General features: G+C 45.5%; 13 protein-coding genes. 6 read left to right on the top strand and 7 right to left on the bottom strand.

All coding sequences use genetic code 11. The features are described 5' to 3' along the window. Positions 1-10: 10 nt before the first annotated feature. Positions 11-868, bottom strand: coding sequence for a sugar phosphate isomerase/epimerase family protein (locus ACFPFU_RS08390; RefSeq protein WP_377063427.1), 858 nt, complete (start codon positions 866-868; stop codon positions 11-13). Between the two features lie 23 nt (positions 869-891). Next, positions 892-4392 carry a PVC-type heme-binding CxxCH protein gene (locus ACFPFU_RS08395; RefSeq protein WP_377063429.1) on the bottom strand — a complete coding sequence of 1167 codons (3501 nt, stop codon included), beginning with the start codon at positions 4390-4392 and terminating at the stop codon, positions 892-894. Positions 4393-4962: 570 nt separating this feature from the next. Between ACFPFU_RS08395 and ACFPFU_RS08400 the strand changes: the two genes are divergently transcribed. From ACFPFU_RS08400 to ACFPFU_RS08425, 6 genes are all read left to right on the top strand, one after another. Further along, a complete protein-coding gene (locus ACFPFU_RS08400) occupies positions 4963-5835 on the top strand; it encodes an AraC family transcriptional regulator (RefSeq protein ID WP_377063431.1) in 873 nt (290 codons plus the stop codon). 118 nt (positions 5836-5953) lie between these two features. Beyond that, positions 5954-6991, top strand: a complete 1038-nt coding sequence (locus ACFPFU_RS08405; protein WP_377063433.1) for an alginate lyase family protein — start codon at positions 5954-5956, stop codon at positions 6989-6991. A gap of 91 nt (positions 6992-7082) precedes the next feature. Continuing rightward, positions 7083-10412, top strand: coding sequence for a VCBS repeat-containing protein (locus tag ACFPFU_RS08410; protein WP_377063435.1), 3330 nt, complete (start codon positions 7083-7085; stop codon positions 10410-10412). Further along, positions 10409-13711 (top strand): VCBS repeat-containing protein, encoded by a 3303-nt coding sequence (locus ACFPFU_RS08415; protein ID WP_377063437.1) that lies wholly within the window; start codon positions 10409-10411, stop codon positions 13709-13711. The genes ACFPFU_RS08410 and ACFPFU_RS08415 overlap by 4 nt, the downstream gene beginning before the upstream one ends. Positions 13712-13882: 171 nt before the next feature. Beyond that, on the top strand, positions 13883-14179 hold the full coding sequence (locus ACFPFU_RS08420; protein ID WP_377063439.1) for a nucleotidyltransferase family protein: 297 nt from the start codon (positions 13883-13885) through the stop codon (positions 14177-14179). Further along, positions 14172-14513 carry a HepT-like ribonuclease domain-containing protein gene (locus tag ACFPFU_RS08425; RefSeq protein WP_377063441.1) on the top strand — a complete coding sequence of 114 codons (342 nt, stop codon included), beginning with the start codon at positions 14172-14174 and terminating at the stop codon, positions 14511-14513. The genes ACFPFU_RS08420 and ACFPFU_RS08425 overlap by 8 nt, the downstream gene beginning before the upstream one ends. Before the next feature lie 8 nt (positions 14514-14521). On the opposite strand, the gene ACFPFU_RS08430 is transcribed toward ACFPFU_RS08425, so the two are convergent. The 5 genes from ACFPFU_RS08430 to ACFPFU_RS08450 all read right to left on the bottom strand — a co-directional run bounded on the left by ACFPFU_RS08430 (position 14522) and on the right by ACFPFU_RS08450 (position 24507). Next, a complete protein-coding gene (locus ACFPFU_RS08430; RefSeq protein ID WP_377063443.1) occupies positions 14522-17800 on the bottom strand; it encodes a VCBS repeat-containing protein in 3279 nt (1092 codons plus the stop codon). Between the two features lie 88 nt (positions 17801-17888). Beyond that, entirely contained in the window at positions 17889-18521 is a 633-nt protein-coding gene (locus ACFPFU_RS08435) for a hypothetical protein (protein WP_377063445.1), read from the bottom strand. Positions 18522-18850: 329 nt separating this feature from the next. After that, complete coding sequence (locus tag ACFPFU_RS08440; RefSeq protein ID WP_377063447.1) at positions 18851-20485, bottom strand: RagB/SusD family nutrient uptake outer membrane protein; 1635 nt, start codon at positions 20483-20485, stop codon at positions 18851-18853. A 17-nt stretch (positions 20486-20502) separates the two neighbouring features. Continuing rightward, entirely contained in the window at positions 20503-23472 is a 2970-nt protein-coding gene (locus ACFPFU_RS08445) for a SusC/RagA family TonB-linked outer membrane protein (protein WP_377063449.1), read from the bottom strand. A 519-nt stretch (positions 23473-23991) separates the two neighbouring features. After that, positions 23992-24507, bottom strand: a complete 516-nt coding sequence (locus ACFPFU_RS08450; protein ID WP_377063451.1) for a 5' nucleotidase, NT5C type — start codon at positions 24505-24507, stop codon at positions 23992-23994. Positions 24508-24513 lie beyond the last annotated feature (6 nt).

Raw genomic sequence — 24513 nt, forward strand, 5'->3', positions numbered from 1 at the left:
GTGAAGCATCTCATTCCGCCCATTTTTTCAAAAACTGAAAACCTTCTGCGGCAAAACCGTCCTGGCTCTCCGCCAAGGGCCTCCAAATGCATACCGCCCCTGCCAGTTCCTTGATTTCAGGCGTGAAGCTTTCAATGGAAACTGTCCCTGTATAGTTGATTTTTTCCAGGCCTCTTTTGTAGGCATCCCAACGGGTCTGACCTGTTCCGGGGGTACCCCGGTAATTTTCCGATACTTGCACATGGATCAGTTTATCACCCACCTGTGAAAATGCCCTTTCGATATCCGGTTCTTCGATGTTCATATGGAAGGCATCCAGCAGTACCTTTGCAGCCGGATGGTTGATGTCCCCTATCAATTTCATCAAATCTTCTGCATTGTTGATAAGGTCGGTTTCAAAGCGGTTAAGAGGCTCCAATGCGATCTCCTGTCCGTATTTTTCAGCCATTTGGCATACTTTGTACAGGTTGTTAACCGCCAGGTCCCATTCCTTTTTTTTCTGTTCGGGAGATATCAGCCTCGCTTTTCCAACCGCGGAATACATGGGGCCGGCCACAAATTTTGCCCCCAGCTCACTGCTGACCTGGAAGCACTGTTCAATGTAATCAAAACTTATTTTATGAAATGAAGGGTCTTCGTTCGTCAGGTCTCTGCTGGTACCGAACGCCCCACAGACAACAGGTTTAAGGCCGTTTTCCTCCAGGGCCTGTTTTACCTTATCCGCCTCCAGGAGGGCTGGATCCTCTACGGGGATTTCCACGGCATCATAACCCATTTGTTTGATCTTTCCGAAAAGCGCTGTGGTTTCAGTAGTGAAGGGGGAAGTCCACAGCCAGGTGCTCACCCCCAATGTGATATTTAAACTCATTCTTTATGGTTTTCAATCAGGATTTATTCAACAATCATCACGCCGTTCATGATGCGCCAATGTCCGGGGACGGTGCAGATGTAGGGATATTCACCCGGAGTATCCGGTGCTTTGAATACCAATGATTCAGAAGCCTCGGGATTTACCAGTTGTGTGGCAGCGATGATCTCGGGGATCTTAGGAACGTAGTTCATGTCAGCGCCTTTTGGATCCCTGGCCAGTTCATCCGCCGCCTTGCCAATGGTTTCAAGACTGCCCTGCTGACCGATCACCATGTTGTGCTGCATAAAATCCTTATTTTCGAAATCGATGGTCACTTGCTGCCCCGCTTTTACCGTGAAAGTGGGCTTGTCAAATTTCATTTCATGCTGGATAACCCCCATTTTGACAGTCACGGTCCCTGAGGCCGGGGAGGATTCTTCACCAGCATTTTTATCAGCCAGGGCCTCAAATCCCTGGTCACCGGGTTTCCTTAAACTAAGATAAGAATCCCTGCCGCTCAGACGTCCTTTGAAATTAAACCAGTTTGCATAGTCACCTACCTGGTTTTCACCCATATTGTCGTGACCAATACGGACCCTGTCCGGAGACAGCTCTTTGCTGAATAAGCCGCCTGCTTTTCCGGTCGCTACGGTATTGCCATTGATCTTCAGTGCCATGTCACCCCCATCCAGCAGACTGGCCTGGATAGTGAATTGGTCTGAAGGCAGGTTCCTGCCTGAATGAAGTTGGTAACTTTTACCTTCCTGTTTTACAAGCCAGTGGATGGTGTTGTCCTGGATATACAGCACGTAGCCGTTTTGTTTGCCTCCCTGGGCCGTGATGATCCCTTCAAGGGGCTCGTCGGCTTTGCTGACGGTGGCCTGGATGTTGATTTCTTTTTCCCTCACATCCGGTGGAAACGGGATGGAAGACCTTCTGTCCAGGCTGTATTGTTCAGAGACCATTCCTTTGGCAATTTTCTCTGCCAGGTTCATCAGCGAATCAGGCTTGTTGACCGAATTCAACTGGGCCAATTGCTCATCGAAGGATTGCGGATGAGTCAATACCGCGGCAAATACCGCCTGTGGCAAATAGTCATCTTCACTGTTTTCATTTTCCAAACTTGCTTCATAGAGCAATTTGGAAGCAGCGGAAGAGGGGGGCATATCGGCCAGGGCCAGGAATGCCGCCTTGCGGGTATTAAGGTCAGGATCCTTCAATACACCAGCATCGATAACTGCCTGAAGCGTATGCTCATTTCTGGGCAGCACCATCAGCGCATTTTTTCGGACTCCTGCAGCAGGGTGGTTGAGGGCATTGGTAACCACACGCATGGCGTCGGCATTGCCGCCATCCAGAGCACCGATGCCGTGAAGCGCCCAAAGCGCATGGACGGCAGGATTGTTTAACCCGATTTCATCCACACTCCGGTCATCTACTAACTTCAGAAGATCATTGACAATAGACGTGTTTTGGGTTTCTACAATCAACCTCTGGGCCGTCATTCTCCAAAACATGTTGTCACTTTTAAGCCCGGCGATAAGGTCCCTGTTTTTGGTTTTATCTATTTTCAAGGTCTTGTAATCGTTGTTCCCTTTATAGACCAGGCGATAAATACGTCCATGTTTGGCATCTCTTAGCGGATTGATGTAGGCATTTCCCGGACCGTTTTCAAATCCTTTTGGAGTGGGATTATGCTGGATGATGAAATTGTACCAATCGGCTACCCAAAGGGCGCCATCAGGCCCCACTTCCGCATGGACAGGGGAGAACCATTCATCGGAGCTGGCCAGGATATTAAAGCCATTCTTTTCCGTGAAACCGGACCCGTCTTTTTCAATGATGGCATTATGGAGTACCCTACCCGTGGGTTCGGCTACAAAGGCCACCCGGTTCCAGTAAGATTTTGGGAAGTTTCTGGCGGTATAAAAATGATGCCCCGCAGCAGCGGTATATCCACCGTGCCAGTCCACTTGCCTCAAAAATGGGGTCAAATGGGGCATGTCATAATGGGAATCAATTCCATGCACGGCATTTACAGACCCGCCAATGACAGGACGCCTGACATATTTATTGGGCATGGCCAGGTAGGCACTGTGCTGGCCATTGGCTGTGGAAATAAAGACATTGAAATCCTCAGAAAAGCCCAGTCCCCAGGTATTGTTGCTGGTATTGCCCAGGAACTCGAAATTTTTTCCATTTGGATCAAAGCGGTATACGCCTTGGCTGAAAGAAAATTCCTGGCCGTCAATGGTACCCTTAAAACCGGAATAGCCCAAGACGCCCCATACTTTGTTGTCAAACCCATACCTAAGATTGGAAGGACCTGCGTGGGTGTCACTTTTTCCCCAGCCGGTAATCACCGTTTCTCTCAGATCAGCCTTGCCGTCGCCATTGGTGTCTTTAAAAAACACGAAATCCGGAGCCATGGATACCAACAGACCGCCGTTGATAAACACCATGCTGGTGGGTATGTTGAGGTTATCGGCAAACACCGTGATCTTATCCGCCTTGCCATCTCCATTGGTATCTTCCAGAATTTTGATTTTATCCCTTCCGCCTTCCTCTCTTACTTCGTTGGGATAATCCTCGGTTTCTATCACATACAGCCTACCTTCATCATCCCAAGCCATGGCCATGGGGTTAACGATATCCGGTTCTGAGGCAAAAAGCTGGAGCTCGAAACCAACAGGTACCTGTACCAGTTTCATTGACTCTTCCGGTGACATCGGGAGTTGGTATCGGGGAGCAGGGTTCCTTTTTTCGTAATTGGGTATCTCTGCGTCTTCAAACACAGGTTGGGGGATAGCATAGTCAGCCACCTGTTGTGCCACTTTTTCACCGACCGCCCACATGACGCCGTTGGCAACGAGGTTATGAAATTCCGGTTGGTTCCACGTGCGCTCATCATGACCGTAAGCGGTGTAAAAAACCCTGCCCTTTCCCTGCGTACGGACCCAGGTCCATGGTTCTCTATGATCTCCTTCCACCCGCTCCATCAATATGGTCATATCCGGATTGATGTGGCTGTGAACATAAGTTTCATCCCAGGTTTCAAATTCATTGATACCTGACATGACAGGATGATCAGCTTTGATGATGTCGACGGTGAAATCTCCCGTTCCATGTGACTTAAACTGACCGCCTACTGTTTCCACAAACCAATCGGAATTCCGGAAACAAAACGAAGCGCTATGGATGGGTAACAGCGCTCCTCCTCCCTCCACATAATCTTTTAAGGCTTTTTCCTGTTCCCTGGTGATTTCATCATGGTTGGCATAAATCATGACACCGTCATAATTTCTGAGATTGTCCCTGTGGAGATCGTCAGGGTCTGCGGTATAGGTGAGGTTAATGCCTTTTTGAAACAGAGGCCTTGCCAGCAAGGGCATCAATTTTTCTGAATCATGGTGCTGGCTTTCATGCCCCAGAAATAATATTTCCACTCTTCTCGGTCCATCTGACAAGCCGTATTGCGAAGATTTATCCCCGCAGGCACATATCAAAAGAAGAGTGCACAATACCAAGGTGATGTTTTTCATTTATTTAATGTGATTTTGGTTTCATTGTTTGCATTCTTTTAAAATACTAAATTGAACAATAATACTCAGGCTTTCTCACTGTTTTTTATCTGATTCTGACTGAATTTTATCTTTTTTATTTGTTATTTCGGTTAATTTTAACATAAATAGGTAATTCTGCTGAATGTACCATAACAAGGATGAAAATTGGAGGACTTGAGGAAGGGGATGTTTTAATTGTTTTGTTGTGGTTGTCATGGTTGGGGAGTGGGGTTTGGTTGCCTCCGAGGTTTTTGGTTTATGGCCGATGAAAAAACAAATTATAAACACATGGAACCGGGCATTTCAATATTGTCTCCCCTCTCCGGTAGGGAGAGGGGCCGGGGGTGAGGGAAAAACCGGATTCTCCCCCGGAATCATCCTAATCCATATGAAAAAATATTATGCTGTACAGAAACCGAGCATGACGAGATCATCACACTGTGGGATGCCCCGATAGCCCCGATAGCTATCGGGAGGGAAACATGCGAGATTCCCCCGAAACAAGTTCGGGGCAGGCTATCTGACCATTGAAAAACAAATTATAATCATATGAAAAAAGCATTTCAAAAATCAAGGATACCGGATACCAGGGTATTTGTGGTAAAAGAACTGATAGCTCCCCATTTTGACAAAAACTGGCATTTTCATCCCGAATACCAGCTTTTTTTGGTGTTGGAGGGTAGGGGAACCCGTTTTGTAGGCGATAATATGAAGACCTTCAAGGAACATGACCTGGTTTTTACCGGTCCTAATCTACCTCATTTATGGCGGAATGATCACGAGTATTTTGATAAACACAACGGTTTATATACTCATGGAATTGTGGTATATTTTCCAGAGGAATTTATAGGACAAGGGTTTATGGAAAAAGAAGAGGTGGAGGAACTGAAGCAATTGTTAATTAGATCCAACCGAGGGCTTGAAATTTTCGGGGAAACGAATACCCGCCTTCAGTCCATGATGCGCGAGCTGCTTGGTATGAAAGGTTTGGAAAGCGTGATCCAGCTCCTTAGGATATTAAAAGTACTGGCTGTTTCACAGGACTGTCACACCATTGTCCAAGCTGGATATACCAATCTCAACAAGGCCTCTGAAGAAGACCGTATGAGCCAGGTCTATGAATTTGTGATGGATAACTTCCAACGGGGGATAAGATTGGAGGAAGTGGCTTCTTTGACCAACATGACGGTGAGTTCATTCAGCAGGTATTTTAAATCCCGGATGAACAAGTCCTTTTCGGACTTTTTGTCCGATGTGCGGATCGGCCATGCCTGCAAACTGTTGCACGAAGAGCGGTTCAATGTGAGTGAGGTATGCTATGAAAGCGGCTTCAACACCCTGTCTAATTTCAACAGGCAGTTTAAGGAAAAAATGGGAGTGACCCCATTGGTTTACAAAAAAGACTATCAACAACAGTTTTGAAAGAATACTTGGACCCTGCTTTCCAACACCTGTATTTTCTCCTGAAATATTGGCCTTCGTTAATTTTGTTTTATATTGGAAAATCTTATAATTATCTGGATTTTCCTTACATATCAAAATGATCACTTATTTAGGTCTCTTTTTTTCATTACTGTTTCTCCAAGCCCGTGATCCTGAACCCGATTTTATGACCTTGGTTATATTGGAAGGGGTTAAGAGAGACAAGGGCATTGAGCTGCCTCCCCATATCAAGGAAAGTCTGATAGAGGAGTTCAAATCTTTTGCCGCCGATGAGCCTGTCCCCCTGGATAAGGTCCATTATGAAGGTTTGTTGAATACGCATCCGGACAGGGTCAAAACGGTAATCCATCTCGAAGACATGGACAAGCTGGCCATTTTTTATTGGCATCATGCGGTGTTCCTGGATAAGGCTTCACTAGATAAAATGAAGACTTTCGCCCTGGCTTGGGTAAATACCTATATTCCCGACGGAAACCCTATCAATGATAATAAGTTCATGCCGGTTATTTATGCCTATCACTATTTAAAACCCCACTTGTCTTTTGCAGAAGATGAGATATATGTGGACTGGATGACCCAGATGGCCAAAAGAGAAATTCAGAGAGAAAAAGTACCTCTGAACAATTGGGAAACCAAGAGGATTAACCTGGTGGGCACAATTGCCCTGTTGACTGGAAATGCCGGATATTCTGAATGGGCATTGAACCAATTCAGGTATTATATAGATAACGCGCTGTATTCCGATGGCACAAGTTCGGATATAAAGCAGAGGGACGCATTAAGTTATCATGTCAGCGCCATGAAACCTTTGCTTCAATTTATGATTACCATGGACTTTTTTGAAAAAGACAAACCCAAAAATCTTTTGTCGTTTGAAGGTGAAAACGGAGGGTCTCTAATAAAATCCCTGGATTATATCTTACCTTATGCCACGGGTGATCAGGTATATTATCAGTGGAAAAATTCAAAGGTCAAATTGGACCATGAGCGGGCCAAAGCCGGCATAGAAAAATACCAGCCCGGAACGCCGTATAAGGCCGAAGACGCCCATGAAGCATTGGCATTGGCCTCCTGGTTTGATGAAAAGTACCGTATAGACGCCTGTGATTTAATCCTATGTCATCTGTTAAGGTGATGCACGGCTGGAAAGCCGTTTTCATTTTAAACTTTTTCTTATATTGTTGCCCGGAACTACCGGTTATAGATAGAATTTGGTTAAGCGGAATATGCGAAATTGTTACCTGTATTTTCTCCTAAGTTGGATGCTGTGCGGGGCATGCGGACCTAAAAAAGAACATAAGACATATTTGTTTGAATTGCTTCCCGCTGCGCGTACAGGTATTGATTTTGCCAATTATTTAAAACATAACGAACAGGTAAACCCTTATACTTTTCGCAATTTTTATAATGGGGCAGGGGTGGCCTTGGGCGATATCAACAATGACGGCCTGACCGATATTTTTTTTGCAGGGAACCAGGGAGAAAACAGGCTTTATCTTAACAAAGGCGATTTTGAATTTGAGGATATCACGGAAAAGGCCGGTGTGGCCAGTCCCGGTGTCTGGTCCACCGGCGTGAGCATGGCTGATGTCAATGGTGACGGCCTATTGGACATCTATGTCTGCAAATCAGGTCCACCGGGAGGGCCAAACCGGCACAACCAGCTGTTCATCAACAACGGCGACCTGACTTTTACCGATAAAGCCCATGAATATGGCATTGCGGAGGAGGGGCTTTCCCAGCATGCCGTTTTTTTCGATTTTGATTTGGACGGTGACCTGGATATGTATTTGCTCAGCAACTCCCTGCGCTCAGTAGGGATATATGACCTGAGAGAAGGGCAAAGAGAGATCAGGGATACTTTGGGCGGCAATAAGCTGTATAGGAATGATGGGGATAAATTTACCGATGTAAGTGAAGAAGCAGGGATATACGGAAGTGTGATCGGATATGGACTGGGTGTTACTGTGGCAGACATTAACAAGGACGGCTGGCCGGATCTATATGTGTCCAATGATTTTTTTGAAAAGGATTACCTGTACATCAACAATCAGGACGGCACTTTTTCTGAAATGCTTGAAGAGATGTTGGAAGAGATCAGCATGGGGGCCATGGGTGCGGATATCGCTGACTTGAACAATAACGGCTTACCGGATATTTTCGTGACAGAGATGCTTCCCGACGATTGGGAGAGGGTAAAAACCAAAACACCCTTTGAAGATTGGGATAAGTACCGGGCCAATGTAGAGGCCGGCTACTATCATCAGTTTACCAGAAATACCCTTCAGAAGAACCTGGGCCCCAAACCTGGAGAAAACCAAATGCATTTCAGTGAGATTGCCCGCATGAGCGGGGTGCATGCCACGGATTGGAGCTGGGGGGCGTTGATTTTTGATATGGACAACGATGGCCTGAAGGATATTTTTGTCGCTAATGGCATAGCCAAAGACCTTACTGATTTCGACTATGTGGATTTTTATGCGGATGATTTCAGGAAAGTTGCCCAGCTCAAAAGAGACAGCCTGTTATTGACCAGTATGATTGATGAATTTCCTTCTGTGCCCATCCCGAATTTTCTTTTTAAAAACAAAGGAGGGTTCAGCTTTGAAAACATGGCAGACTCTTTGGGGATGTTCCAGTCTACTTTTTCAAACGGTGCTGCTTATGGAGACCTGGACAATGACGGGGATCTGGATTTGGTGGTTTCCAATATCAACGGCCCCGCATTTATCTTCAAAAACAATACCGACCGTTTTTTCGATCATCATTTCCTCCAATTGGAACTTGGCGGGCATTTTGGAACGAAAGTCATGGCATATGCGGGGGAAGACAAGTATTATGTGGAGCATTATCCGGTAAAGGGTTACATGTCCTCCATGGACCACAAACTCCATCTCGGTCTCGGTAATCATTCCATTATAGATTCGCTCGAAGTCATCTGGCCAGGCGGCAGGGTGCAAAAAATGTTTGATGTACCGGCGGATCAGTTGCTGGTATTGGCACCCAATGAGGGAGAAGATAAGGTCCATTTTGCATCCGGTATAAATGGGCGTATGCATTGGACCCCATCGGTTCACCAACTGCCCTTTGTCCATAGGGAATCGGAATATGTGGATTTTGATCGGGACAGATTGAGGTTTTATATGATCAGCAATGAAGGCCCGAGAGCAGCCGTCGCTGATGTCAATGGAAACGGTTTGGATGATGTGTTCCTTACCGGGGCGAAAGGGCAGCCATCGTCATTGTTTTTACAGCAAAGCAATGGATTCTTCAGAATGACCCAGCAAAACATCTTTGAAGAGGATGCTTTGGCGGAAGATGTGGATGCCCTGTTTTTTGATGCTGACGGGGATGGTGATCTGGACCTATATGTGGCTAGTGGCGGCATAGAATTTAATAACAACACGCCGGTTTATCAGGATAGGTTGTATATTAATGACGGAAAGGGGAATTTCAAAAAAGCGGTCCTGCCGTCAAGGTTTCAGAGCACTTCTTTTGTTAAGGCCCTTGATTTTAACCATAATGGCCACCTCGATTTGTTGGTAGGTACAAGGGCAGTTCCTTCTGTGTATGGTTTACCGGTGGATGTCATACTACTGGAAAACGATGGAACAGGCAAATTCGCCGATGTAACGGATGCCATAGCCCCTGATTTTAGACAAATAGGGATGACAAGGGATGCGTGGACAGGGGACCTGGATGGAGATGGACATGAAGAGATAATCCTCGTAGGCGAGTGGATGCCCCTAAAGCTGTTCAAATGGACAGAAAATGGATACAAAGACATTTCCGGGTCAGCCGGTCTGCACGATTCAGAAGGGTTGTGGCAAAGGATCGAAGTGGCGGATTTCAATCAGGATGGCCATTTGGATATTATAGCAGGCAACTGGGGGTTGAACAGCCGCTTGCAGGCCAGCAAAGAAGCCCCTCTGGCCCTTTACATCAATGACTTTGACGAAAATGGTACGGTGGAGCACATACTGACCATGGTTGAAAAGGGCAAAAGGATCCCTTTGGTGTTGAAAAACAGCTTGTTAAGACAACTGCCGGGTTTAAGAAAGCAGCTCCTGAAGTATGACAATTACAAGGACAAATCCATGGAGGATTTATTTTCCCGTGAGGTGCTGGAAAACAGTTTGGTATTGGAAGCCAAGACCCTGGAAACCAAATTGTACCTCAATGATGGCAACGGAGGGTTTCATGAAGAGAAGTTACCGTTTATGGTTCAATCCAGTCCGGTATATGGCATCGTTGCCCAGGATATCAATCATGATGGTTATCCGGACATTATAATAGGCGGGAACCAATCCAAAATTAAGCCCGAACTGGGCAGTATGATGGGAAATTACGGGATGCTGCTGGAAAACACCGGCGCAGCCCAATTCAATTGGGTTGAACCTGCCCTCTCCGGCATTTATGTGAAAGGAGAAGTAAGGGATATCAAGCCCATGCGAACAGGGAGGGGGACCTCATTGCTATTTACCCGGAACAATGATGCCCCGTTGATATTGGATTGGTCGGGTTCTGACGGACCGTTAAATCAAAAAACAAGATGAAGAAATTTTGGACTTATTATATTGGACTAACTGTATTGGTATCCTGTGGCACTAAGGAGGAAGAAGCCACTTTATTTGAACGTATAGGAGCCAATCATTCAGGGATTGATTTCCGCAATGACCTTACTTTCGACAAAGATTTTAATATATTCACCTATAGAAACTTTTATAACGGGGGAGGCGTGGCCCTGGGGGATATCAACAACGACGGCCTTTTGGACATCTATTTGACCTCTAACATGGGTGAAAACAAACTTTACCTGAATGAGGGGGATTTCAGATTCAAAGATATCACCTCAGAAGCGGGTGTGGGAGGAGAAAGGTCCTGGAGCACAGGGGTCGCCATGGCTGATGTCAACGGGGATGGATGGTTGGATATTTATATATGCAATTCAGGGGATATTTCCGGAGATAACAAGCAGAATGAACTGTTTATCAACAACGGGGATGGGACTTTTACCGAAATGGCGGAAACCTACGGTCTGATGGACCAGGGCTTTTCCACCCATGCCGTTTTTTTCGATTATGACAATGACGGGGACCTGGATGTGTATCTGCTGAACAATTCTTATCAGGCCATCGGGAGTTTCAATAAAATGCAGAATGAAAGGCCAAAAAGAGATTTTCTGGGAGGTGACAAACTTTACAGAAATGATGGCGGGAAATTTGTCGATGTGAGTGAAGAAGCCGGGATATACGGCAGCGTGATCGGATTCGGATTGGGTATCACGATAGGGGATGTCAATCAGGACGGCTGGATGGATATTTTTATTTCCAATGATTTTTTTGAAAGGGATTACCTATATATCAATAATCAAGACGGTACATTTACCGAAAGCCTTGAATCCTATATGCGGTCCATCAGCGCGGCCTCGATGGGGGCGGATATAGCCGATATCAACAACAACGGCCTTCTGGACATTTTTGTGACGGACATGTTGCCGGAACCGCAGGAGAGGCTAAAGCAGATCACCACCTTTGAGAATTGGGATAAGTTCCAGTTTAACAAAACCCATGGGTATCATTACCAATACACCCGCAATATGCTACACGTCAATAATGGTGACGGGAGTTTCAGTGAGATGGGAAGGTTGGCCAATGTGGAGGCCACGGACTGGAGTTGGGGTGCGCTGATATTTGATATGGACAATGATGGGCTGAAGGATCTTTTCGTGGCCAACGGTATTTATCAGGACATCACTGATCTGGATTATCTGAACTTTATCGGCAATGAGGAGACGATGAAGAAAATCGTGTCGGGACAGGATGTGGATTATAAATCCCTGGTAGATCCCATTCCTGTCAATGCGGTGCCTAACTATGCCTTCAGAAACCTTGGAGACCTCGAATTCACCAATATGGCTTCAGCTTGGGGATTGGGTAATCCGGTGCATTCAAATGGTGCCGCTTACGGAGATCTCAACAATGATGGGACATTGGATCTGGTCATCAATAATGTAAATAACGAGGTGGATATTTTCCGGAATAACAGCCGCGGTTTTTTTCCGGAGCACAATTTTCTTCAGATCCGGCTTATCGGTACAGGAACAAATACTTTGGCGGTAGGGGCACAGGTAAAACTGGAGGTAGACGGGGATATCCTCTATCAGGAACAAATGCCCAACAGAGGGTTTCAATCCTCTGTGGACCCTAGGCTTACCTTTGGTTTGGGTAAAGCTGGCAAGGTGGATAAATTGACTGTCCGGTGGCCGGACGGCAACATCACCGAGTTAACAGATGTGGCTGTAAATAAGAGTCTCACCCTCAACTGGGAAGAAGCGGAAGCCAATGTTTTGACCGCTGCGTTTTTCCCGGGGGCATCCACACCCTTATTCAGGAAATTGGATGCTGACATATTAAGCTATGGTCATATCGAAAATGAAGTGGTGGATTTTGACAGGGACCGGCTTACCTACCACATGTTTTCCCGGGAGGGGCCGAAAGCAGCCTTAGGAGATGTCAACGGCGACGGTCTGGAGGATATTTTTATTGGCGGGGCCAAAGGTTTTGCTGGTAAACTGTTTCTTCGTAAACCATCAGGCAGTTTTCAGGAATCTGAACAAGAGGCATTTGAGCGGGACAGGTTTGCCGAAGATACGGACGCCGTCTTTTTTGACGCCAACGGCAATGGCCATTTGGATTTATTGGTCACTTCCGGTGGAAATGAAGCCGGTTTCGGAGCACTGGAACTAGCGGATAGGCTTTATTTGAATGATGGCAGCGGCAATTTTACCCTTTATAGGGAAAGCGGGTTGGCCGCATTCAAAACCAGTTCATCTGTGGTGAAAGTGACCGACATCAATGGCGATGGAGCTCCGGATCTCTTCATAGGTACTTTTCTTTTACCCTACCAATACGGCTTGCCAGCAAGCAGTTATCTGTTTGTCAATGACGGACAGGGGCGGTTTAAGGAAGCATCTTCAGACATGGCCCCCGGTTTAAAGGAAATCGGAATGGTCACCGATGCGGTTTGGCTGGACCATGACAATGACGGAGATATGGATTTGCTAATGGTAGGGGAGTGGATGGCGCCTACACTTTTAGAAAACCAAGGCGGAAAATTCGTTAAAAAAGATGTTCCTGAATGGGAACATCTCAAAGGATGGTACCGGTCTCTGGCTGTAGGGGACTTTGATGGGAACGGCTATTTGGATGTGGTCTTGGGTAACCACGGGCGCAATACCAGATTCAAGGCTGATTCCAATCGCCCCATAAAAATGTATGTCAATGATTTTGATAAAAACGGCAGCCTCGAACACATCTACGCGCAAAAAGAAGGAGAGGGGCATGTGGTTTTTATCCTTAAACATGAGTTGGAGAAACAACTCCCATTTATGAGGAAAAGGTATCTCAAATACAGTGCATACAATGATCAGTACCTGGAGGATATTTTCCCTTCTGAGGATTTGGAAAATGCTGTGCTCCAGGAAGCCAATTATTTTGCATCCACCCTTTTGTTAAACCGGGGTGGCGATTTTGAAATCAAAGAACTTCCGGTGTGGGCCCAGAAATCATGGATATACAGTATCTGTATAGATGATTTTAACGGTGATGGCATAGATGACCTTTTGCTGGCAGGCAACATGAGCGGTGCCAAGCCCCAAGTGGGGAAATACGATGGCAGTTTTGGGGAACTATTGTTGGGCACCGGTGATGGCGGGTTTGAGTACTATCCCAACCGGTACCATGGCTTGAAATTGGAAGGAGATATCAGGGATATCAAAACACTGGAAATCAACGGCCAGCACGTTTTGATGGTGGTAAAAAACAACGATAAAGCCGAGTTCTGGACTTATTGAGGGTAGTAGCTTGCGAGTTGCTTTGGTTGGCTGAGTTGGACGGTGCGCGGGTCACGGCAGGAAGGGGGTGACACTTCTGCGGAAGTATAAGATTTAAGAGCTGAAATTCAACCATGACGTCAGGGTATGCTGTAATCATAAAGATAAATGATTATTATATTTGTATGTAATATGACAACAAAGGACAACATACTGAGGTTAATAAGCTCCAAGAAGGCTGAAATTTATAAATACGGGGTGAAAAGGATAGGACTTTTTGGTTCATATGTAAGAAATGAGCAGACTGAAAATAGTGACATTGATATATTGATCGACTTTGTAGCGGATAAAGAAAATTTTGACAATTACATGACTGTTTATGATATTATCGAAAAGTTATTTGAAAATCACAAGGTCGAAATTGTTACAAAAAATGGTTTAAGCCCCTATATTGGCCCAAAGATTTTAAACGAAGTGCAATATGTCTAAAGCGGCTATTGAATATTTGAAACATATTCGCGACGAGAGTTTTTTTATACTATCAGTAATCAATGAAAATACTACTAAAGACGATTTTCTTGCCGATGAAACTCTCAAAAGGGCTGTTGTAAGGAGTTTAGAGATTATTGGGGAGGCTGCTAAAAAGATACCTGTTGATTTTAAATTAAAATGGAACACGATACAGTGGAAAAATATGGCTGGAATGCGTGATAGATTAATTCATGATTATATGGGAGTGAATTATTCTATAGTTTGGGATGTGATTATCAATAAGATACCGGAGTTGCACAAACAGAGAAGTAAAGTTATTGGAAGTGAATAATTTAAAAACTATCGCAACTTATATATAACCAGCCTGTCATCATTTCTGCTGAACAGTAAAAATCGGCTGCCTCTATCCTGAACCAATTTGATGTCCTTGATATCCCCTTTTATGGACAGCCCGCTTTGTTTGGGGTTCATAGCTTTAAATTCCCCCTCCTCTGTTCCTTTCAACACCCATCCCTGGCTGGCATCATAAGGCCCATAGTAGGGAGCAGCATGGTGAAAGTTTCCCCCCAACACCAAATCCAACAGGCCATCATTATCCAGGTCGGTCACCAATATGGCTTCTACGGGACTGAACTGGGCTTCTAGGGGCAAAGGCTTTCCCGTCAACCTTTTTCCGCTCTCGTTGATAAAAACCATGGAACGGAATTCCAAAGCCTCATTTGTTTCAGCTTTCTCCAGCGTTTTCCTGTCAAGTATTTTGGACAGGCTGGTGCCGGCATACTTCTGATGTGTGCCGAATTCCTTTTTTAGCGAGGGGATCTGACGGATGAGCTCATCCCGCATGGCCACTGGAAATTCCTCATCCCCAATGGTGTAGCTAATGACCGGATCGGTTTTGCCATTGCCGTCAAAATCGTCCACATACAGTTTCAGGGGCGGCTTTAATTTGTGGTTGAGCCCTTGGTTTCCCGCAATGAGGTCGGGAAACCCGTCATGATTGACGTCGGCCACCTCCAGGGAGTGCCACCAGCCATGGGTTTGCCCCAGACCAAATTCATTTGTCTGATTGGTAAACTTTCCATTGTCGTTGATCAGCACGGTTATGGGCATCCATTCTCCCAAGATGACCAAGTCCATTTTCCCATCTTGGCTCAGATCCACCCAAGCCGCATCCTTCACCATGCCCAAATGTCCGCCGTCTGGCAAAGATGCCTGGGTAACATCCTCAAACTTTCCATCACCCAGATTTTTCAAAAGATAGCTTTTGGGCCTTTCCCCGTATCGGCCAGGGACCGTGCGACTTCCTAAGAATAAATCAGGTCTGCCATCACCGTCAAAATCGCCGGCAATTACGACAGAAAAATGGCTTTCCAATTCAGGGAGGGTGGAGTTGCTTTTGACGAAGTGGCTGTTTCCTTTATTGAGGTAAAGTCTACCCATGTTTGGATCACTTCCAGGTTCATTACCGCCACTTACCACGAACAGGTCTTGAAGCCCGTTTTGGTTGCTGTCGAAAAAGACGGCGTGGATGTCCTCATAGAGGCTGTCCGCTGTGAGCTCAGGGACATCCAGTTTGGTAAAAACCCCGTTTTCAAAACGGTGGATTTCACTGGATTGGTCTTTGGCTCCGCCCAAAAACAGGTATTCCATCCCACCTTCCGGATCGTGACCAAGTGCCATTTTTGGGCCTTCCCTTGATATCTTATGAGGAAGAAGGTATTCCTGATTGAAATCGTTGAATTCGTTTTCCCAGTGTTCAAAAGCCAGATCCAGGCTGGTGGAATCGGGAATCAATAGGATAGGGATATTCTCCTTCCGTAAAGGGCTATGATTACTTTCCCGGGCATCAGCCTGAGATAAGGTGATGGTTTGATTCACCGATACGTTCTTTAATAGCTGTTGTTTGCCACCGGGCCAAACCACCAGCAAGGAATCCACTTGCTGTGCATTGCCCAAGCCCATGTGAAGGGATGGCTCTATGGAGGATTGGAAGCCTCTGGTGGTATGGTTTTCATAAAGAATTACTTTTTCATTGTGATAAGCATATAGTTTTGCCCCTATGCCGAAGTGATTGTTTTTGACACCCTTGAACTTGATTTTCAAATAAGACGGTTTGTTTTCGCCGCTTTTTTCCATCAACGTGTTTTTGTAAATACTGGCTGGCTGATTGATGTGATTGACGATTAGATCCAAGTCCCCGTCATTATCCAAATCCGCATAGGCGGTGCCATTGGATATGCCGGCGTGTTTGATTCCCCATTTTTTGCCGGTGTTTTCAAAAGTCAGATTGCCGTTGTTTTTGAAAAAGAAGTCATGGACTTCGCCGGGAGGCATTTTTTCCGCAAGCTTTAGGTCAGCCATATCCGGATTTTGTACCAATCCCCCGGATATTTCGCTATCCGTGATGAAATTGATGTAATCCATGTCGTTGGGTCTTCTTTTGATGCCGTTGCTGATAAAAATGTCTTTGAAGCCATCCAGGTCAAAATCGGCAAACAAGGCGGACCAGCTCCAATCGGTGGCGTGGAGGCCTGCCAGTTGCGCTATTTCGGAAAATGTTCCGTTTCCATTGTTCAATTGCAAGGTGTTTTGGGCCACTTGCCTTCCGTAACCAAAGCGGAGTTTTAAGTCATAGATCTCATAAGCATCCTCGCCCGCAGATTTTTTGAGTATAACCTCATCTTCCGGATGCATGTCCAGCGCCAGGATATCCACCCAGCCGTCATTGTTGAAATCGGCCAGGTCGTTGCCCATGGAAAACCGGCTGCCGTGTCCAAGGTGACTTTCACTTACTTCCCTGAATGTCCCGTCCTTGTTATTGAGATAGAGGTAATCGTTTTCGTTGAAGTCGTTGGAAACATAGATGTCCGGCCAGCCGTCGTTGTTCAGATCAGCGATTCCCACACCCAAACCATAACCGATGTGGCTGGAATAAATGCCGGCTTCGCCGGTGACAGCCGTAAAACGGGTTTCACCCTTATCCAGATTGTTTCTATAAAGCCTGTCACCCGCTTCGCCGTGGTCCATATGTCTTAGAGATGCCCTGCCGTAGGAGCGTTCCGTGTGGACTGCATGGTTAAGCAGGTACATATCCAGGTCGCCGTCCCCATCGTAATCAAAGAACGCCGCTTGCGTGCTGAATCCTCGGAAATCCAGGCCATAATCCGCGGCCATTTCTGTAAAAGTCAGGTCGCCGTTATTGATGTAAAGTTCATTCTTCCCTTCCAGACCTTTGTACCCACTTACCCGGCATACGTAGATATCCAGGAAGCCATCCCCATTCACGTCAGCCATGGTGATGCCCGTTTTCCAAGGGCCTGGCGAAGACACACCCGCACTTTCTGTAATATCCTCAAATTCAAAATTACCCTTGTTGAGGTATAATTTGTTGTGGCCCTGATTGCTGCTGAAATAAATATCCGGTAACCCGTCATTGTTGATATCCCCGATGGATACACCGCCCCCATTGTAAAAATAGAGGTATTCGATGATATTAAAACCTTCATCTTCGGTTAATTCATTCTTGAAATAAATACCTGAATGAGACGGTGCAATGGTTTCAAAAAGAAGATCGCCTTTTTGTTCTCCTTTTTTACAGGAGACCAATAAAACCAGCATGGAAAAAATAAAAATACGGCTGACTTGCCTTTGGTCCAAAAAAAGGGGCAAAGCAGTTCGAGTGGTGATAATAGATGAACGAAAGGGGTTATTCTTCAAGGCTTTTTTTGTACTCTTCTTTTAGTCTTTTTTCTGTTTTCAGATCGGTAAAGACGGCCTGTACAAACTGATCATCTTTGATAAACAGGTTGATTCTTCTTTTACCGTCTATTTTGTAATAGACCTTTCCCTGGGTTTCGTGATTCAGCAATTGAAAATCCTCCCCGTACCACTCTTTGTATTTCCCCAACATTTTCTCCAACAATACGTCAGCTTGGTATTGTTTGTTCCAGGGCGCCCACGCGGCATAATTATACGTCACAGGCATTTCGAATATTTTGTGATCAATAAATGTGGGGAAAAACCGCATCACCACCTCTGCGTCAAAAACATCTTTTATCCGGTGTTCAACGCTGGTGCTACCCCCGGGTCCTTGGGTGATGAGTTTTTGGCTGTTCAGTTCTGTACAATGATCGAAAAAAGCCTGTTGCTCCATTCCCAGGTACATGCCAAGGAAGAGGCTGTCGGTTTCGGATATACCATCATTGCTCCCAAAAGTGAAACCATTGTCGCATGCGGTCAAAAACAACCCGCAGACCCAAAATGCGAGCGCCCATACAGAAGAGCAGAAGTGGGATCTATCCTTCCCGATATATCTAAAGTTTATTGGATACTTGTTCATGTTTAAATTCTATGTTAAAATATCACCCCAACCCCCTGCTTTTCGAAAGCAGGTAGCTGTGAAGTCAATATAGTTGCGTCCGACACTGGTGTTAAGGCAAGTGTCATTTTCGGGTTAACCGACAATTTTTGTCCGCGATTTTCACAGATGAACACGGATGATGGGATTTTTTCTGATACGGGGATTCTTCAAACTGCTTCTCAAGATTTGTGTCAATTAGTGGACCTTATATGCCCAAAAGATAATTTCTCGACGCCAGATAAACAACAAAAGCAAGGAAGGTTTCTTCACTTGCTTTTGTGTTTTCATCAAATCCCTCGCTCAATAGATTAATTATATCCAGGGTTTTGTTTGAGATTAGGATTGGCCAACAGTTGCGGCTCGGGTATGGGGAACAGTTCCAAATGAGAGCCGGTACTGTGGACCCTTTTAGGCCTGTTCATGCCTTGATAGGGCCACCAGGCGCTTCCATATTTTTTAAACCGGATGAGGTCTTGTCTTCTGGTCATTTCCACATACATTTCACGGCCTCTTTCTGCCAATAACTTTTCATCATCCAAAGTAGTGAAAGGGTCAAGGTTGCCTGCTCTTTCTCTGATTTGATTAACCAAATCCAAGGCTTCCCCTGTGTCCCCCAGTCTGTACTTGGCTTCTGCCAAAGAAAGAATGGCATCTCCCAGCCTGAATATGACAAAATCATTGCTCATGTTTGCAGTACCACCTCGTTCAAACTCGTACTTTCCGATTCTTGCTCCGGACTGTCTCAGACCGTTGGGCCATATTTCATTGATGTACGGCATGAAAGTGACGGGGGGGCCATCGGGATCACCATTTCTTCCTGTCGGATCCAGCGGCTCAACACCCGGATCTTCCAGTCTGCTGCCGTCATCTCTGTATTGAGGGCCTACAAGAAAATTAGAGAGCCTGCCGTCAATCGTACCGTCGGTTTGCTCCAAAGCCAAGCCTTTCCATACGGGGCCTTGGGTACCGGGGTTTTGATCGGGGTCCACATAGGAATTATAAAACTCCTGTACGGTCTGATACCCGTTCCATGGCTGTTCGGTAAGATTAAAGGAAAACTGGCTGGCAATGTGTAAGGTCATCATCACCCAGTTAAACCCGTGGGCAAATACTTTATCATACGGATATACCAATATGTTTTCATTGGAACTTGCGTTGTTAATGACGAAATTATCCCTGTAAACAGGTTCCAGGTTGAAAGGGCCGTTGTATATGATTTCTTCGGCATCAGCTGCGGCTTCTGTCCAGCGCGGGGTACCCGTATAGACTTCCGCATTCAGGTAAAGCTTCATCCTGATCATCAAAGCCGCCCACTTTGTCATTCTTCCGTAAGTAGTGCCATCCTTTGCAACGGGCAACAACGGGATGATTTCTGCCAGTTCCGACTGGAGGAAATTATAGATATCCTGTCTGGAGGAGTTTGTAGGTGATTCCGTCGCGGTGAAATCAATTACCAAAGGTATATTTCCAAACGCGTCCATCGCCCAGTAATAAAACAGCACCCTCAATGCTCTTAATTCGGCTATGAACGCGGCTGAATTAGGGTTATCCAACTGTTCAAAGGACAAAATCAAGCGATTGCAGTTGTTAATGCCTCCGTATAGGAAATTCCATGAATTCTGGAAAAACGGGTTATCCGGGAGAAACTCATGCTGGTGTAGCTGTAGCAGCACCCCACCGTCAAACCAGTCCCCACCTTTGGTAGCAATCACGATCTCATCAGAAGCCAATTCATTAATTGACCATAATCCCGAGTGATTTCCCAGCCCAGCCAGAGACTGGTAGGCGCGTCCGAGGGCGGAGATAAACTCTTCTTCAGTCTGGAAGAAGTTATCTGCCGTGATGTCGCTGAAAAGTTCCTCATCCAGGTCAGTGCAGGACTGAAAGGTAAAGGTAACTCCCAATACGAACGTCAGTAAGCTATATATAGGATTGATTTTCATATGGTTCATTTTAAAATTTAGAAACTTAAGTTCAGACCAAAAGTCGTAATGGTGGTCGTAAAGTAGGTTGCCCTTCTCTCAATGCCCGGAGCCAACGGGTCATTGTTGGCTTCGGTGTCCACATACCTTACTTCAGGATCTACTCCCGTGTACCCGGTAAACATAAATGGATTCTGAACGGATAAGAACATCCTGAACCGCGTGATCCGGCTATCCGGGTTGAGCTGGAAATTGTAACCCAAAGTAGCGTTGTCCAAAACCACAAAATCAGCCCGCTCCACATGACTGCTGTTGTACTCAGCCTTGGTAATGTTCGGATCATAATACTTTGTTTTTACGATGTTGTAGTTTTGCACTGTTGTTCCTTCGGTGTTTTCATAAAAACCCCTGTAGCTGTTGATGAGGTCATGGCCTATAGCACCTCTGAAGAAGAAGTTCAAATCCCAGTTTTTGTACTTTAGGTTGTTGTTGATGCCAAAAGTAAAAGTGGGATAAGCATTGCCTATTTGTGTTCTGTCCTCATTGCAATTACAGTAAACCGGATTGCCATCATCATCCGTGGCGGTGCCGTCGATTACGGCCAGCCGGGGACTTCCGTCCTCATTGATCCCTGCAAACACTGGTCCCCAAATCTGTCCCAAAGCACCGTTTTCCTGAATCCTGATCAACTGGGTAAGGTTCTGACCGGGTGATCCAAAATTAGAACGGTAATTTACTTCGCCAAAGCTCAAATCACCGGCAGAAAGACTTCTCAGGTTGGTTCTCAAAGTGGAAAAGTTAATACCCGTTGACCAGCTGAAACCGGACCGCTTTATCACATCATAATTAGCGGTAAACTCCAACCCACTGTTGAAGATTTCACCGATGTTCAGTTGGGTGGTGGGGAAAAGATTGGGAGGTACAGGAACGTTGATGGGCAGGATCATGCCATAGGTGGTCCTGGTATAATATTCAACCGCTCCCTGCAGCCGGTTTCCGAGCATGGCATAATCCAGCCCGAAGTTATACTCATCCTTGTTTTCCCAAGCCAAATCGGGGTTGGGGTTAGAAACGGGTCCGTACGCAGGTACGAATTCCCCATCATAGTAAAAGTTGCCCTGCCTCCCAAAACGCATCAATGACAGATAAGAGTTTCCCGGCTGGGTCCCTGTTCTACCATAACTGGCCCTGGCTTTTAGGAAAGTAAAACCTGGTATGTACACTAAGTTGGAGATGGTAACCCCAGCACTTACTGCAGGGAATAGCCCCCAGCGGTTGTTTACCCCAAACCTTGAAGAACCTTCATATCTGGCACTTACCGATAACAGATAAGTTTCTCGAAAATTAAAGTTGGTTCTTCCGAAAAAAGCCACCAGCCGGTTGGAGTTGGCATAACTTGACACATTGGCCAAGCCGTTTGCGAAATCCAAAGCAGCGCCTATGTTATTATAGGTGAAAGCATCGGTAAGGAAGTTACCAGCCTGCATATCTGACCCTTGATTAAAAAACTCCTGGTAGGAATATCCGCCCAAGGCGGCGAAATTCAGCTCGCCAAAGGACTTATCGTAGTTGGCCGTGGCTTCAAATAATTGGTTATGACGTTCGTGGTTTTGGATTCTTGCCAAGCCATTCCGGCCGTATCCACCTCCGAATTTAGCGGTTTTTGGAGAGTAATTTCCCCTCCAGTCGTGCTCTCTTTGAGTGGAATAAAAGACAGCGGCTCTAAAATTGTCCGTGAAACTGTATTCCCCTCTGATGCTGGCCAGGAGTCTGCTGTCCCTACCGTCTGCAATATTCTGTTCGGCGATGGATACAGGGTTAAACCAATCAAAAATATCCCGCTCCCTATATGCTCCAAAGGGCGCATCTTCAGGCCTGTCGCTATAAACAGGGATCGTAGGATTACTTATAATAGCATACCGGAACGAGCTTTCATTTCCAAATCTTCTGTCCACCGTAGTGTTGGAAATGTTAAGGGCTATGATTGCTTTATCATTCAAAGCCCTTTGGGTAAGGTTTAACCGGGCGTTTAACTGGTTAAAACCTGAATTGAGCCCAACCCCTTCTGTATTCCTGGAGTTGAGTGAGGCCCTGTAGGTGGTCCCTGCGCTTCCTCCGCCTACCGAGAGGTTATGGACGTGGGAGACTCCCGTTCTGGTTACCTCATCCATCCAGTCGGTGTTGGAACCCAAATCAACCGAATTGGGAACCTGTCTGTACTCGTCCGCAGTCATGACAGGAATGGTTCTTGCTACGTTTTCAGTGGCCACAGTTCCATTGTATTCCACGATCATTCTGCCATCTCTACCGCTTTTGGTAGTAATCAAGATCACCCCCGCGGAACCCCTGGTGCCATAAATGGCTGCTGCCGACCCGTCCTTGAGAATGTCAATGGATTCAATGTCATTGGGATCCACTGTACTCAGCGCACCGCCGATGACACCGTCAATCACTACAAGTGGCTCGGCATTTTCTCCGATGGATGATATACCTCTGAGCCTCACACTAAAGCCGGTATTGGGATTACCTCCCGGCCTGGCAATGTTCAATCCGGCCACTTTGCCCTGCAGCAATTGTCTGGGATCATTTACGGTACCCTGGTTGAAATCTTCAGCCTTTACGCTGGTGACGGCGCTGGTGATTTCTTTTTTCTCCTGAGTACCATAACCCACTACCACCACTTCGGTCAGCGCCTGGGCTTCTGATTCCAGCGTAATGTTGATGACGGATCGGTTATTGACAGCTTCCTCTATTGTAGCGAATCCTACAAAAGAGAAAACCAACACAGCATTGGCTTCCACATCAATGGAGTAATCGCCATCAATGTTCGTGACAACCCCCCTGGTTGTCCCCTTGACTAAGACACTGGCTCCGGGTATCGCTTCTCCGGTTTCCGCCTCTGTTACTTTTCCGGTTACTTGGGTTTGTTGGGCCATTGTTGCTTCTGAAAGCGTCATGGCCAGCATACAGGCTACCAGAAATGAAACTTTCCGTAATAGTTGTTTCATAAAATATAGGTTAGGTTAAGTTATTGTTATTCTAAGGCTCGTATTGAATTATTTCAACAATTTACTTTAATGAAGATCAGCGATTTATACAAAAATTGGTTGAGAAGCTTTTAATAAAATTACTTTTCATCCATTATTTAGACCGTCGAAATAATAGATATTTACCTTTATCATATAGCAATATTCAAAAAAATGTCCAATTAAACAACGATTGTCGGTTAAAAAATATAGAATAAAATTTCACACCTGCCCATCAGATCAAAATTAAATGTCGAACAGATATGATTTATTGTAGTTCTTTATCAAGGTAAGTACCACATAAATAAATTTAGTACTAATTATTGTTATAAAAATTCTTATAAATAGTTGTTATATAAAGTAAAGTTAAATATTTAATGGTTTAAAGACAATAAATCCCGATTTATTTTTGAGCCAAACGACGCTTTGCAAAATGTCATCTTCATTGCAATCGTTTTCGCTCCAAAAGCTTGAAAATAGAATAATTATAATTTTTATGATTTAAATTAAAAAGTGTTCGATATCTTTCCAGCTATGTACTCTTTTGTGTTTTCCGTTGACTTTATGGGTATTATGGGGTTGGGTAAAAAGAAAAGTCTGACCTTCAAAAAAATCCAGGTTCTTAAAGTGGTCGTCTATCATGATGTCTGCCTTGATGATTTCCTTTGATCCGCAAAAAACCATATGCTTCCAATCGATAAAGGGAAAATGTTCATTGAGCCAAGCCTGCTTTTCCGCTAAACTCAAGGGGAATTCCGTAGCGGCCGAAACAATAAAGACTTCGTACTTGTGGTTGAGCTTTTCGAGGATTTCCTGTGAATCACTAATAAGCGGGGCGGTCCGAAAAAAACCGGGCGTGTGGACATGCTTAAGAATGTGTGGGAATGCTTCATATTCTGTCAATCCCTCTAAGTCCTTTTCTTGGAGAAGTACCCCGGATTCCTCAAAATGCATTTGAATAAACTGGTGATAGACATCGGCCAGAACCCCGTCCATGTCTACGGCGATTTTTTCCATGGGAGG

The sequence above is a fragment of the Negadavirga shengliensis genome (assembly GCF_042652345.1).
In the GTDB taxonomy this organism is placed as follows: Bacteria; Bacteroidota; Bacteroidia; order Cytophagales; family Cyclobacteriaceae; genus Negadavirga; species Negadavirga shengliensis.